The 12,359-nt window shown below is 59.2% G+C and carries 12 protein-coding genes; 8 read left to right on the forward strand and 4 right to left on the reverse strand.

Features of this window, described 5'->3' with window-relative positions; genetic code table 11:
* From nrfD to hybE, 5 genes are all read left to right on the forward strand, one after another.
* The coding region (gene nrfD, locus RUW20_RS18740; protein WP_313953737.1) for an NrfD/PsrC family molybdoenzyme membrane anchor subunit at positions 1 to 689 on the forward strand (689 nt) is incomplete at its 5' end.
* A 23-nt stretch (positions 690 to 712) separates the two neighbouring features.
* Positions 713 to 2,416 (forward strand): nickel-dependent hydrogenase large subunit, encoded by a 1,704-nt coding sequence (locus tag RUW20_RS18745; protein WP_313953738.1) that lies wholly within the window; start codon positions 713 to 715, stop codon positions 2,414 to 2,416.
* Positions 2,417 to 2,494: 78 nt separating this feature from the next.
* Positions 2,495 to 2,986 carry a HyaD/HybD family hydrogenase maturation endopeptidase gene (locus tag RUW20_RS18750; protein WP_313953739.1) on the forward strand — a complete coding sequence of 164 codons (492 nt, stop codon included), beginning with the start codon at positions 2,495 to 2,497 and terminating at the stop codon, positions 2,984 to 2,986.
* A complete protein-coding gene (hypC, locus tag RUW20_RS18755; RefSeq protein ID WP_313953740.1) occupies positions 2,986 to 3,297 on the forward strand; it encodes a HypC/HybG/HupF family hydrogenase formation chaperone in 312 nt (103 codons plus the stop codon). Before RUW20_RS18750 ends, hypC begins: the two co-directional genes overlap by 1 nt.
* Complete coding sequence (hybE, locus tag RUW20_RS18760; protein ID WP_313953741.1) at positions 3,294 to 3,932, forward strand: [NiFe]-hydrogenase assembly chaperone HybE; 639 nt, start codon at positions 3,294 to 3,296, stop codon at positions 3,930 to 3,932. The genes hypC and hybE overlap by 4 nt, the downstream gene beginning before the upstream one ends.
* Positions 3,933 to 3,994: 62 nt before the next feature.
* Here hybE and RUW20_RS18765 read toward each other — a convergent pair whose 3' ends face one another.
* A complete protein-coding gene (locus RUW20_RS18765; RefSeq protein ID WP_313953742.1) occupies positions 3,995 to 5,002 on the reverse strand; it encodes an MBL fold metallo-hydrolase in 1,008 nt (335 codons plus the stop codon).
* Positions 5,003 to 5,031: 29 nt separating this feature from the next.
* Here RUW20_RS18765 and RUW20_RS18770 point away from each other — a divergent pair, with 29 nt between their 5' ends.
* Positions 5,032 to 5,865 carry an alpha/beta hydrolase gene (locus RUW20_RS18770; RefSeq protein WP_313953743.1) on the forward strand — a complete coding sequence of 278 codons (834 nt, stop codon included), beginning with the start codon at positions 5,032 to 5,034 and terminating at the stop codon, positions 5,863 to 5,865.
* Here RUW20_RS18770 and msrA read toward each other — a convergent pair.
* The gene (gene msrA, locus RUW20_RS18775; RefSeq protein WP_313953744.1) at positions 5,849 to 6,397 is read right to left on the reverse strand and encodes a peptide-methionine (S)-S-oxide reductase MsrA; all 549 of its coding nucleotides are present in this window, start codon (positions 6,395 to 6,397) and stop codon (positions 5,849 to 5,851) included. The genes RUW20_RS18770 and msrA overlap by 17 nt on opposite strands.
* 827 nt (positions 6,398 to 7,224) lie before the next feature.
* Between msrA and RUW20_RS18780 the strand changes: the two genes are divergently transcribed.
* A complete protein-coding gene (locus RUW20_RS18780) occupies positions 7,225 to 8,673 on the forward strand; it encodes a hypothetical protein (RefSeq protein WP_313953745.1) in 1,449 nt (482 codons plus the stop codon).
* Positions 8,674 to 8,799: 126 nt separating this feature from the next.
* Here the strand turns inward: RUW20_RS18780 and RUW20_RS18785 are convergent, their stop codons facing one another.
* Together RUW20_RS18785 and RUW20_RS18790 are read right to left on the reverse strand one after the other, a co-directional pair.
* Entirely contained in the window at positions 8,800 to 9,966 is a 1,167-nt protein-coding gene (locus RUW20_RS18785) for a hypothetical protein (RefSeq protein WP_313953746.1), read from the reverse strand.
* A gap of 89 nt (positions 9,967 to 10,055) precedes the next feature.
* Positions 10,056 to 10,952: a hypothetical protein gene (locus tag RUW20_RS18790; protein WP_313953747.1), complete on the reverse strand. Its 897-nt coding sequence runs from the start codon at positions 10,950 to 10,952 to the stop codon at positions 10,056 to 10,058.
* A gap of 590 nt (positions 10,953 to 11,542) precedes the next feature.
* On the opposite strand from RUW20_RS18790, the gene RUW20_RS18795 reads away from it, so the two are divergent.
* Positions 11,543 to 12,274 (forward strand): 2-phosphosulfolactate phosphatase, encoded by a 732-nt coding sequence (locus RUW20_RS18795; RefSeq protein WP_313953748.1) that lies wholly within the window; start codon positions 11,543 to 11,545, stop codon positions 12,272 to 12,274.
* The last annotated feature ends 85 nt before the right edge of the window (positions 12,275 to 12,359 follow it).

Here is a 12,359-nt window from a genome sequence, read left to right on the forward strand (position 1 = left end):
TCGGCCTGCATAACGCCCGCCGCAAGCTGAGCAAGGTGTTGTTCATCTTCATCGCGCTCGGCATCGTCCTGCCGATGATGCACCAGGCATCACTCGGCACGATGCTGGTGGTCATGGGTGGGCAGGTCAATCCGCTCTGGCAGACACCGATGCAGCCCTTGATCTACCTGCTCTCGGCGATCATCCTCGGCTACGGCGTGGTGCTCTTCGAGTCCTGCGTCGCCGCTTCGGCCTACCGGCGGCAGATCGAGGTGCAGATGCTCAATCCGATGGCCCGAGTGATGCTCGGGATCATGGCCTTCTATCTGCTGGTACGTTTTGCCGACCTCGCCGTGCGCGGCGTGCTGGGTGACGCCTTCCAGCTGACCACCATCGCGCTGACCTTCTGGATCGAGAACGCCTGTTTCATCGCCCCGTTCCTGCTCATCGGCACGGTCGAGGCGAGGCGCAATCCGGCCAGGCTCTTCCTGGCGGGCATTGCCGTCATGCTTGGCGGCATCCTGCTGCGCCTGAACGGCTTCCTGATCGCTTTCGATACCGGACCCGGCTGGACCTACTTCCCGTCGGTGCCGGAACTGCTGGTCACCATCGGCATTTTTTCCGCCGAAATCCTCGGCTACATCGTCATCACCCGTCGCTTCCCGGTTCTGCCGCGGGAAGGCGCGTACGTACAGCCTGCCCACGGCTAACGCTCTTTTCAGGAGACACGAAAATGTCGCAAAGAGTCACGATTGATCCGGTAACGCGAATCGAAGGTCACCTGCGTGTAGACGTCGAAGTCGAGGGTGGCCAGGTCAAGAAAGCGTGGGCCTCGGGCCAGATGTGGCGTGGCGTCGAAACCATTCTGATTGGCCGCGACCCGCGTGACGCCTGGGCCATCACCCAGCGCATATGCGGTGTGTGCACCACCGTTCACGCCATCGCCTCGGTGCGTGCGGTCGAGAACGCGCTGCAGATGGAAATCCCGCTCAACGCCCAGTACATCCGGAACATGATCATCCTGGCGCACGCCGTCCACGACCACATCGTGCACTTCTACCATCTCTCGGCACTCGACTGGGTCGATGTCACCAGCGCCCTCAAGGCCGATCCCGGCAAGGCCGCGGCCCTGGCCCAAAGCCTTTCCAGCTGGCCGGGCAACAGCAAGGCTGAATTCACCCGGGTCAAGGAACGCCTGACCGGCTTTGTCGGGACCGGCCAACTCGGCATCTTCACCAACGGCTACTGGGGCCACCCGGCGATGAAGCTGCCGCCCGAGGTCAACCTGATCGCGGTCGCCCACTACCTGCAGGCGCTGGAGGTACAGCGACACGCCAACAAGATCGTCAGCATTCTCGGCGCCAAGACGCCGCATATCCAGAACGTCGCGGTCGGCGGCGTCGCCAACGCCCTGTCGATCGACTCGCAGTCGGTCCTGACCGTTGAACGCCTGCTGGCGGTCAAGGGATGGATAGACCAACTAAGCGATTTCGTGAAGAACGTGTACCTGATCGACGTCGCCGTGATCGGCGGCTTTTACCCGGAGTGGACGACGATCGGGCGTGGCATTGTCGACTACGTCTCGGTCCCCGACATTCCTCTGGACGGCAAGAACACCCGGTTCGCCCTGCCCGGCGGCCACATTGCCGGCGGCGACCTGGCCAGCTTCAAGGAAATCAAGACCCACGACGACGCCTACTTCAAGGACGGCGTCACCGAATCGGTCAAGCATTCTTGGTACGAAGGCGGCAAAGGGCCCTTGCATCCGTACAAGGGCGAAACCCGGCCGCAGTACACCGACTTCCAGGATGACGGCAAATATTCCTGGCTGAAGTCGCCGACCTTCTACGACAAGCCGATGCAGGTCGGTCCGCTGCCGCGGGTGCTGGCAATGGTCGCCGCCCAACACCAGCCGACCATCGCCTACGCAACGCAGGCGCTCGAACTGGTGTCCACCGTCGCCAAGACCAAGGTCGGCCTCGACGCGCTGCACTCGACGATTGGCCGCCACGCTGCCCGTGCCGTCGGCTGCGCGGTGCAGGTCGACGAACTGGCGCGGCAATGGGACCTGCTGCTGGCGAGCATGGCCACCGGCGATCTCAAAACCTTCAACAAGCCGGAGTTCCCGAAGGGTGAGATCGCCGGTGTCGGTGTCCACGAAGCACCACGTGGCGTTCTCTCGCACTGGATCGTCATCGAAGATGGCAAAATCAAGAACTACCAGTGCGTCGTGCCAACGACCTGGAACGCCGCCCCCCGCAACGAAGCCGACGCGCCTGGCGCCTACGAGGCCTGCCTGGCGGGAACGCCGGTGGCGATTGCCGACCAGCCACTCGAAGTGCTGCGCACGGTGCACTCTTTCGACCCCTGCCTCGCCTGTGCGGTGCACGTCGTTGACGAAGAGCAGCGGCCGGTCGTCAAGGTCAGCGCCGCTTGATGGCTGCCAACCGTAGACCGCAGGCGCCAGGAAGCCGTCCCGGCGCCTGCTGGCCTGTTCTCTGAAGCGGCGCCAGCGATGCGTATCGTCGTCCTGGGCGCCGGCAACATCCTGTTGAGTGACGAGGGGCTCGGGGTGCGTGCCATCGAACGCCTGCCGCTCGCCTATTCGCTGCCGCCGCCGGTCGAACTCATCGACGGCGGCACCTGCGGCATGGAAATGCTCGAGGATCTCGAGAATCTCGATGCGCTGATCATGGTGGACGCGATTCTCGCCGGCAAAGCGCCGGGCACCCCGATTCGACTCACCGGCGAAGCCGTCCCGGTGTTCTTCAGGACCAAGCTGTCTCCCCACCAGATCGGGCTGTGCGACGTACTGGCCACCCTCGAGTTGCTCGGCAAGGGTCCGCGCTACACCGCCATCCTTGGCGTGCAGCCGCTGTCCCTGGCGCTCGGCATGGAGCTCACTCGGGAAGTCGAAAACGTGATGCCCGCGCTGCTGCGCATGGTGGTCGACGAACTGGCCGTGCTCGGACTCAGCGCCACGCCCCTGGCCGCCGAGGCCGCCTGATGTGCCTGTCGATCCCGATGCAGCTGGTGGCGCTGGAAGGTGAGAACGGCGATTTCGCCATCGTCGAGCGGCAGCAGGGCAATGCCCTGCGACGCGAGCGGGTGAACATGATGCTGCTCGGAGCACAGCCGATCGGCACGTGGATCCTGGCCTCGCTCGGACTGGCCAAGGAAGTGATCGACGATCGCGAGCGGGAGTTGATCGAAGACGCGCTGGCCGCGCTATCCGCCTCACTCGCCGGCGACTACGATCCGGCAGACCATTTTATTGACCTCACCCACGGGCCTGCGGGCCGGAGCGACCCCCGATGAGCAATGGCATTCGCAAGGCAGCCTTTCAGGCACCGCAACCGCGCCCGGCAACACCGATCAACGACGACCCGACGCCACGCCTCGAAGCGATGTACCAACGCATCTGGACGAGCAGCATGCGCGAGATGTCTTTCGTCAATCTCGCCTTGTCGGTGGAAGCGATCGGTTTTCGTCGCTGGCCGCCGGCGAACACTGATACCGCCCTGCTCAACTGCGATGCCTCTTCGCGCTTGATCGGCGATCTGGCCAGGCGTGCGCCAGGCGTATCCGGCGACTGGGTCGGCGCGGTCATCACGCCCTGGTTCATCAACCTATTCGTCCTGCCGGGCGGTGGCGATCTATGGTCTGACCGTCCGTCCGGCGAGCGCTGTAACATCGCCTTCCCGATCGGCCCGCTGCAGTTCATCGCCGACGACGACGCGACGGGCGAAGTGCCGTCATTCCAGTATTGCCCGTTGTTCGCCCCGCCCGCCCAGTTCACCTCGCAGGCCGCAGCGCGTGCCGCGGCGATGGCCGCATTGAACGCCATGTTCACGGCGCCAGTGGCAACCGCCTCGAAGGCTCCGGCACAGCCAACCGCGCCGCCCATACCCGGCCGGCGCACCTTCCTCCGCCGCGTCGTCGCTCGACCCTGACGCGGCGCACTCGGCCGTCGTCCGGTCGATGCGGCGCGACCTGCCCGCGTCAAGCCTCGGATTCAAGCCTGAGAATCAAGCCAGACCGTAAGTCCCTGGGCGTTCAAGTCGAGATCAGTGGCGAAGATTTCCACAACCTGATCGGTCGGCAAGCGACAGCCGAAACGCCTCACTTCTTCCAGCAGCAACTGCGTGAGACCGGCACGAATACGCGACTGGCGATCGCTGCCGGCGCTCTGCTCGCGCCTGGCGATGCGCACATGTGCGTCGACCAGTTCGTGCAGGCGAGCCGCCTTCGCCGCCGTGTCCCCAACCTGGCTGTAATGCGTCAGATAGACGAACTGCGGCCGATAGCTCATCACCAGGTCGAGCGAAGCGTGCATCGCCTGTGGATCGAACTGCACCGGTGTCGTCGTCGGGAAGATGAATTGCCGGCCGTCTGTATCGAGCTCGCGATAGGAAAGGCCGAAGATGTCACCGGCAAAGATGTTGCCGCTCTTGCCATCGAGCAGGCAGAGGTGGTGCCGGGCGTGCCCCGGCGTATCCAGACAGAGCAGCTCGCGACCGGCCAGATCCACGCTCAGGCCGTGCGTTGCCGGGATGATCCGCTGCGCGCCGATCGGCAGGATTTCACCGTACAGCCGGCGCACTTCGTCCGCACCGTAGACCGACGTCACCCCGGCCATCAGTTGCGAGGGATCGACCATGTGCCGTACGCCACGCGGATGAACCACCAGGCGCGCATTGACGAAAGCGCGCATCATCACCCCCGCGCCGCCGGCGTGATCCAGGTGAATGTGGGTCAGGACGACGTAATCGACACTTTCCGCGCTCAAGCCCAATGCGCTCAGCGCCTCCAGCGTCGGGGCCAGCGAGTCCATGGTACCGGTGTCCACGATCGCCACGCGGCCCTGCTCGACAATCAGGTGGATGGCCGCCAGCAGGGGCCGCACGTAACCCGCATCGACAGCGTAAATGTCATGGTCAAAGCGGCTGAGAGCCTGCATGTCGTTCTTCCCCTTTCTGGAAAGATGGCGATTATAGTTGCCCCCGCCACGCGCTTGTGCCACGCTGGCTTTTTCCTTGCCTGTCCGATTCGATGACGCATTTTTTTGCCGACGATGGAGAAAAGATCCACGTCCAGGTTTCCGGCGATGGTTCGCCGATTCTCATGCTGCACGGCTGGACCGCCAGCCACCGGGAATGGTCGCCCTTTCTTGACCTCCTGACGCCACACCATCGGGTGTTCCGCTGGGACGCTCGCGGCCACGGCGGCCACAGCCTTTTGCAGGACACCGTTCCGACCGTTCAGCGCATGGCGCAGGACCTGCGCAACCTGATCGATCACTATGCGCTCGACGAGCTGGTGGTAGTGGGCCACTCGATGGGCGCCCTGACCCTCTGGCAGTACATCTCGGAACATGGCTGCAGGCACCTGCACAAGGTCGCCTTCATCGACCAGTCGCCCAAATTGCTGACCGACGAAGACTGGTCGAATGGCATCTACGGCGACTTCGACCACGAACGCTCGGCGGCCTTCCTGAAACACCTGGAGGACGACTTTGCCGAATCGGTGCTGCGACTCGGCGGAACGGGGCTGAACGCGCGTGCCCGACAGAAATACCACGAAAAGGCGCCAGGCCTGGAGAAAGCCCGGCAATGGCTGAGCGAGCAGGATTCCGCACCGCTGATCGCCTGCTGGGAAAGCCTCACCGAAGCCGACTACCGCAGCACTCTCGACAAGATCGACGTGCCGGCGCTACTGGTCTACGGCGGCGCCAGCAATTACTACCGGAGCGAAACCGCGCACTACGTCAAGAACCGCATCGCCGACGCCGTCCTCCACGTCTACGAAGGCAGCGACCACTCGCCGCACCAGTGGGAGCGCGAACGCTTCGTCCGCGACCTGCGCGAATTCATCGATTCGCCTTGAGGCGACTGGCAAAGCTCTTGCGAAACTTGGCCAGCTTGGGGCTGACCACCACCTGGCAGTAACCCTGGCCCGGGTTCCGGCGAAAGTACTGCTGATGATAGTCCTCGGCGGCGAAGAACTGCGGCACCGGCAGCAGCTCGGTGACCATCGGGCCGGCCCACAATCCCGCCTGGCCGAGTTCGCCCATCAGCGCCGACGCCACCTGCCGCTGCTCCTCCGTGTGATGGAAGATCACCGATCGATACTGCGTTCCGACATCATTGCCCTGCCGGTTGAGTGTCGTCGGATCGTGAATGGCAAAAAATATCTCCAGGACTTCACGGTAGCTGCACTGTGCCGGGTCGAAGCTAATCTGGACGACCTCGGCATGACCGCTGAAACCGTCGCAGACGGCAGCATAGGTCGGGTTGTCGATCTCTCCGCCGCAATAACCCGACACCACCGATTCCACCCCTACCAACTGCTCGAAGACGGCTTCCAGACACCAGAAACACCCACCGCCGAGCGTCGCAATCTCGCTGCTTGATCCCATAGCTTTCACTCCTTTCGACCCGCTTGCCCCGTCCTGCCGGCCAACCGGAAAATCGGCACCCCTGCCCAGTGTCCGCACTCGCTGCGGATACCGGTGATTTGACCGGACTACCGATTTACACCGCCCGATCCGCCGCCTATACTTTTGCTGACTTGGCAACAATAAGCAACAAAAACAAACCAATGTCACCACTTTGGGAGGTGGTCACCGTGAAATCAGTTGGCTCCTCGACAGCCTGTGCGGTTTCTGTCGTCTGCCGTTCGATGCTGCGCTGGTGGCGCAGGAACTTCCGCCATTTTCCACCGCCGCCACCCTGAACGAAGCCGCGTGTTCGCTTGTTCTGAACGCCACACCCTGTGTCGGAGGACTCGTTGCTTCGATGGGATCTGAAACCTGGGAGCGATAGTGAACTGGAGAAGTGGCGTGGAGAACGGAACGGCAGGATTCTGAATTCTGAGGAAACGAGCAATGGGAAACCAGAAAGATATCTCAGGGGTGAAGGGAAATGTCTCTGACCCCCATGGCACCACATTACGCCAAGGGCATGAACAAGTCGCTCTATTTTCTGCTTGCCAACGTACGACACCACCGGCGCAAGCCCGTGCCCGGGAAGGCCCCTCGGATGCTGGATTCAGGTTTTTTCCTGGACGCTAAGCCGGCTTACGTTGCTGTAGCAAGTACTTGTCGTTAAACGAAAAACATTGCATGTCAAAAGCTTAAGGTAGTGCCATGGGTCTCTGACCACTTGAGAGTTGCGACCTGTGTAAGTTTGCAGAGGCTATCCTCGGCCGAGTTCGAATTCCAACAACAACATCGGAAGCCAGCATATGACCATCGAAACCGCGTTTACCGAAATCGAGCAATCACGTTTAGCCTGGCACGGCTTATATGACCTATTGGTGAACGGCCAGTACGATGTTGCCGGACCAAGGGCATCGATTGCCGGCCAATCAGTCCAGTCGTTTGCAAAAAGAGTAGATCTGGTATTTGAGGGCTTGTTGGCACTGCGACCATCTGATAACAACTCGGCGCAAGCATCGGCGGTTGCTGGCAAAGCAAGTGAAATCGGCGAGTCGGCTAAAACATTTAACACACACGCAACGGCTCTTGCCAATACTCTGCGGCCCAATTCGCACGAGGGGGTCACCTTCAAAGATGCGAACGGGAATTTCTCAGTTCAGGTGACACAGTCGGACGGAACAGCGATTACCAATATCGACCTCGCTGGCAACTTCGAGCCGATGAACGCGGCACTGGGTCAATTGACAACTCAACTCGCGCTACTTATCCCTATCTTTCGGGCCGATGCTGTCGGTGATCTATCTCAAAGGGCCCGTGCCCTGGGTGACGTTCTTCGTGAAGTTGACACGATCCGAGATCAAGTGAAACGGATTGCGGAAACAGCCGCTGGAAGTTCGACCACGATCAGTGCCAAGGAAAGCGAAATACAAACTTCGGTGACGCAGGCTGAGACGCATCTAGTTCAAATCGCTGCACATCAGCAACAAGCGACGACGGATGCTAGCAGTGTCGCGACGCTCGTCGAGAAAATTAAGACCATTGGTTCGGCCGCGGATACCCTTGAAAAACTGGTTGCAGGTCACACAAGTTCCGTCGAAGCGTTTCAGAAACAACTGGATGGCCGCAATGCTGAGTTCGAAAAGTTTCAGGAGACCACGAAGATCGCAAGCGAGGAAAATGCCGAACGCGAAGAGGAAATATCGCGACTCATTGACGTGTCTAATGCCATGATTTCCGGCGCAACAACAGCTGGACTCGCAAAGAGCATGGAGGACACTCGTGCGCGCTATGAAGCACGAATGACGAGTGCGAGAAAGGGCTTCTACGTTGCGGTGGTTCTCCTTGTGATCTCCGCAGTTCCGTTAATTTTCCACCTCCTGCCTGGCCTGTTCGGAACTTGGGCGGCTGCGAACACGCAGGATGAGGATGGGACCCTGTATTCGTTCATCGGCCGACTCTTCCTCCTCCTGCCGGCGACTTGGTTGACGGCGTTCTTCGCCAAGTCGTATGCGTCTTTTTTCGATCTTGAGCGCGAATACGCTCACAAGGCTGCGTTGGCGATGTCTGTTGACGGCTTCAAGCGACAAGCGCCGAAGTATGAAGAAGAAATCACTGCAGAAGTATTCATGGAGATTCGGAAAAATCCTGGAACTGGCGACGCGACCACTCCAGCGTCACACCCGCTCTACGACGTCCTGGCGAAGGTGGTCGAGAAGGTCGTTGACCGCAAGCCTGATGCGGCGAAGAAGCCATGACCGCTGCGATTCATCGAGCCAAAATGGGTCAGAGTGATTGACATTTTTTGGCCAAATTGAAATGTCTCTGACCCTTTTGTCGACCCGTGGTCTGTCTCCGAATGTTCCGCTGAATGTTCCGCATGTTCAAAATCGATATCCATTCTCATAGAGACCATCAAACATTTGGACGGTCGATTGCATATGATTATTGATGCTCGCGGAAATGCTAGACATTATCGCGATGTCGGCAAGGTCTTTTTCACAAATGATGCGTAGAAATCTCTTTGTCGCAGCCCAGAAAGGTCCGTTAGCATCCTCCGCATTAGCAAGAAACTCAATATCCATTTCTTGCATTTGATGCTCCATTTGCTTGTACAGCCGGTCCGCGTTCTCATTGACGTTAATCTTATTCAGGCTAGCATCAACAAACTCTGACAACATGTGCATTTCGAAGTTGGCTTGGTCAGCATGTTGTATCAGCTTCCGAGCCGCAGTGCTTTGGAAAGCCAAGTGAATTCCATAGACATGGATCAGAAGTACCGCGTTCACTGCTGTTGAAGCTCCGATACCAAGATTATCCTTCATACGATTCACTTCTTCGTAGTTTAGGGGCGTCTCGCGTGCAAACTTGGTGATGAATTCTTCCACGGTTTCTTGCGCCGGTGCAGACACGAGCGATCTGAGAAAGGTAAAAATGTCGTTTAGCATAAAAGGGGACCTTCTTGTTGCTGCTTCATCGACGTTCCCCCGCTTGTCAAAAGAGCTACGCTGCAGAAAAAAAGATGCCCGATCTTGAGATAGTGGGTAATAAATCACAAGAAGTGACACCATCGGCGCTAGCAGCATAAGAGCGACGAGCCAAGCCTCTCGTGCGTTCGATATACCATATTTTAGCAACAAGTAGGCGACCGAGATCAACAATGCCATATTCAGCAGGGCGGCAATAGTGCGCATGCGGACGGGCATTTGTGAAGGCTGGGCTGTAGTTTTAGGTGGCAATAGTTCCGCACCCTTCGATGACCCATTTTTGTGCTTATCTTTGATGGAGATAAGAATGATGAACCCAATAATAGGAATGACGAGCAGTGCTAATCCAACCCATCCAGCATAACCTTTTCCCTTCGCTGTCGCCCAGCAAGCGTAAAAGAACGCAAATGCCTTCGTCAACAAAATGGTGACAAACAGAAAATCAGGAATGTTCCATAACTGTGGCGCCAGATAATGCAAAGATACCGAAAGCGCAATGGCTAGCGCGCTAGCGACACATACTCTGCCAGCTATAGTGACTTTCTTTTCGTAAATGGGTAGCACCGCTAATGCTCTTTGCTAAGATGCCAAACGCTCAAAGCAACCGCCCTGCGCGGCTTTTTGAGCTGGTCGGGTTGACTTCCGGGTTGGGCCTATTCCGGTTTGGTAGGTGGATGAGCATCGAAGTATTGCAACAGATGTGAGTATCGGAACGAAAGTTTCGTGTTGCGCTGTGCTCGATGAGTGAGTAGCTGGTCAAGAACGAACTTTCGTGCAGCACCGTGTAGCTCAACGTGGTAACCATGAGTAACGGAATTTTGAAACGTATCGCCAAGGTAATGCAAAATCCAGCGACCATCTGCATCTCTAACCAGCATCTTTAGACACAGAGCGGCCAACTCGCGGTCATTTTGCGAAAAAATATCCTGCTCGGCGTTGGCGGCATGAGCGTCCAAGAACTTAACTGCCTCTGGCCCTAAGACTATTCTCGGGTATTGAGCAATCTCACTCTCAAGCTCATAAGCGCGTGCTACCGCGGGGCCGTATAGCTCGCCAGGGTGAAGCTCAATACCCCAAGCGATTTCGATGGCGCCTCGAATCGGCCGGCCAGTAGCCAAACCGAGCAAACAAAGTGTTCCGGCAAGAACAAAAATCCCGAACACGCCATTCATGCGGCATCGCATATCCGTATCGCCTAAACACACGAACGACACCAAACCATCTGACCACCGCTGTGTTTCTATTCGAGTGCGCTCCATCGCGTCCCAAATGGCTTGTTGCTCAGGCGATAGTGCGGAACGGTGTGGAGAATCCAGGTTCTCCTCGAGAATGGGCCGCAGCATTTCCTCAGCCCGTTCCTGGAGTTTAATGATCGCTCCAATGCTGTTTCGGAGGACGTCATGAAACGCCTCGCGCTGACCTTCCGACTCAATAGGTTTCAGCAAACCCTGACCTCGCATGGCATCGCGTTGCCCCAGGAGGTCGATGAACGCAAGACAGTAGTTGTGGGCGACCAATTCCCGATCGGAGCTCTTCGTTTCAGTAGTCATGCGATATCCTAAGAGGCCCAATGAATAGCGTTTATCTGTCGCCCCGAAAGCGCCCGGCTCAACCGCTGGCGGGTCGCGGCAGACAAAGCTTGTTGGACTGAAACGCCGCGATGGCGGTCGCTACGGGGATTGTAAGGCTGGGCCGCCAGAAGTCAATCGTTTGGCATGAAGCTGCTAGGCGGCCAGTTGCTCATGAAAGGGGAAAGGGGTCAGAGAAAATAGTTTTCTAGGAGATAAAAATAAAATGCCTCGGACCCCTTCGATTCTCCTTTGATTCGGAAGGCCATGCAGCTTGCCACCCTTCGCGAATCTGAGGCGGCCGAGCCGACGCGGGTCCAAAAAAAGGGGTCAGAGCAAAATATTTTTCTAGAATGACCTGCCCCCTTCGATTCTCGCTTGATTCGGAAGGCCATCCTACTTGCCACCCATCGTGGATCGGAGGCGACCGAGCCGACGCGGACGTGATTGCTCGCCCGTTGGCTTCCCTGCTGGCTTCGCCGCCGCTGGTTTGACCCGGCTACGGCGATGCTGGATACTTCAGGGGCAGCAGATTCACCATCCACACAAGATTTCCCGACAGCCGACCCGACATGCGCACCCGCCGCGTCTTCCTCAATCGCCTCGACCCGGAGGCACACGAGCCCGAGGATGCGGTGGTGGTGATTGACGTGCTGCGCTCCTTCTCCACCGCCGCCTATGCCTTCGCCGCCGGTGCCAGCGCCATTTACCCGGTGGAAACTGTGGCCGGGGCATTCAATTTGCAACGCACCATGCCCAGCGCGGTGACCAGTGGCGCCGTCGGTGGTGGCGCCCCGATACCGGGTTTTGATTTCGGCAATTCGCCGTCCATCCTGCAAGGCGCCGACCTGGTCGGCAGGCCGCTGATCCAGACCACCGCCGCCGGCGTGCGTGGCCTGGCCCGCTTTCACTTTTCGCCGGCGCTGTTCGCCGGCAGCCTGGTCATCGGCCGTGCAACGGCCAGGGCGCTGCTCGCGTTGCAGCCCGCCGAGGTCTGCTTCGTCATTACCGGCGAATGGATCGACCGCGACGGCGACGAAGACATCGCTTGCGCAGACTATCTGGAAGCCCTGCTCCGTGGCCAAGACCCGGACCCTGAAATCTATGCGGCGCGGGTACGCAACTCCGATTTCGGCCGGCGCTTTCAGGCCGGCACCCACGCCAACCTGCCGCCGGACGACCTGATGCTCTGCGCCCAGCCCGACCGCTTCGACTTCGCTCTCCGCGCCGTCCATACCGACGGGCAACTGCAGCTTCACCAGTCCCGCACGGTCGATGCCAAGGTGCAAGCGACGCAAAGCTGACGGGCTGAAACCAGGTTTTCTTCGGCACAGCGTCTCGAGCCTTCAAGCACCGGCATTGGCGCCGCGTTGGCTCGGCTGTTCCCGG

The sequence above is a fragment of the Accumulibacter sp. genome (genome assembly GCF_032229525.1).
In the GTDB taxonomy this organism is placed as follows: Bacteria; Pseudomonadota; Gammaproteobacteria; order Burkholderiales; family Rhodocyclaceae; genus Accumulibacter.